General features: G+C 54.8%; 1 protein-coding gene. It reads right to left on the bottom strand.

The genetic code is table 11. The annotated features are described in order from the left end of the window. The coding region (gene tuf, locus ABLX76_RS13800) for an elongation factor Tu (protein WP_348874675.1) at positions 1-1,019 on the bottom strand (1,019 nt) is incomplete at both ends.

Here is a 1,019-nt window from a genome sequence, read left to right as displayed (position 1 = left end):
CCGCCTTCACGGATTGCGAAACGCAGACCATCGTCCATCGCGATCGGGTGGATCAGGGTAACAACCATTTTGATGTTGTCGCCCGGCATTACCATCTCTACGCCTTCCGGCAGTTCGATGGTGCCAGTCACGTCAGTAGTACGGAAGTAGAACTGCGGACGGTAGCCTTTGAAGAACGGAGTATGACGGCCGCCTTCGTCTTTGGACAGAATGTACACTTCAGATTCGAACTTGGTGTGCGGGTTGATGGTGCCCGGCTTAGCCAGTACCTGACCACGTTCGATTTCTTCACGTTTGATACCACGCAGCAGAACACCTACGTTCTCACCAGCACGGCCTTCGTCCAGCAGTTTGCGGAACATTTCAACGCCAGTACAGGTGGTTTTCGCGGTTTCTTTGATACCAACGATTTCAACTTCTTCACCCACTTTGATGATACCGCGCTCTACACGACCGGTAACAACGGTACCACGACCGGAGATGGAGAATACGTCTTCGATCGGCAGCAGGAACGGCTTGTCAATCGCACGCTCTGGTTCCGGGATATAGGTATCCAGGTGGCCAGCCAGTTCGATGATTTTCGCTTCCCACTCTGCGTCGCCTTCCAGCGCTTTCAGAGCAGAACCACGAACGATCGGAGTGTCGTCGCCCGGGAAATCGTACTGAGACAGCAGTTCACGAACTTCCATCTCAACCAGTTCCAGCAGCTCTTCGTCATCAACCATGTCGCATTTGTTCAGGAACACGATGATGTACGGAACGCCTACCTGACGACCCAGCAGGATGTGCTCACGAGTCTGCGGCATCGGGCCGTCAGTCGCAGCAACAACCAGGATCGCGCCGTCCATCTGCGCAGCACCGGTGATCATGTTTTTAACATAGTCGGCGTGGCCCGGGCAGTCTACGTGCGCGTAGTGGCGAGTCGGGGTGTCATATTCAACGTGAGAGGTGTTGATGGTGATACCACGAGCTTTTTCTTCCGGCGCGTTATCGATCTGGTCGAATGCGCGAGCGGAACC

Origin of the sequence: Klebsiella sp. JB_Kp004 (genome assembly GCF_040065795.1) — a bacterium.
Lineage (GTDB): Bacteria > Pseudomonadota > Gammaproteobacteria > Enterobacterales > Enterobacteriaceae > Klebsiella > Klebsiella quasipneumoniae.
The sequence above is the reverse complement of the archived record's forward strand: the minus strand, read 5'-3'. Positions and strand labels throughout refer to the sequence as shown.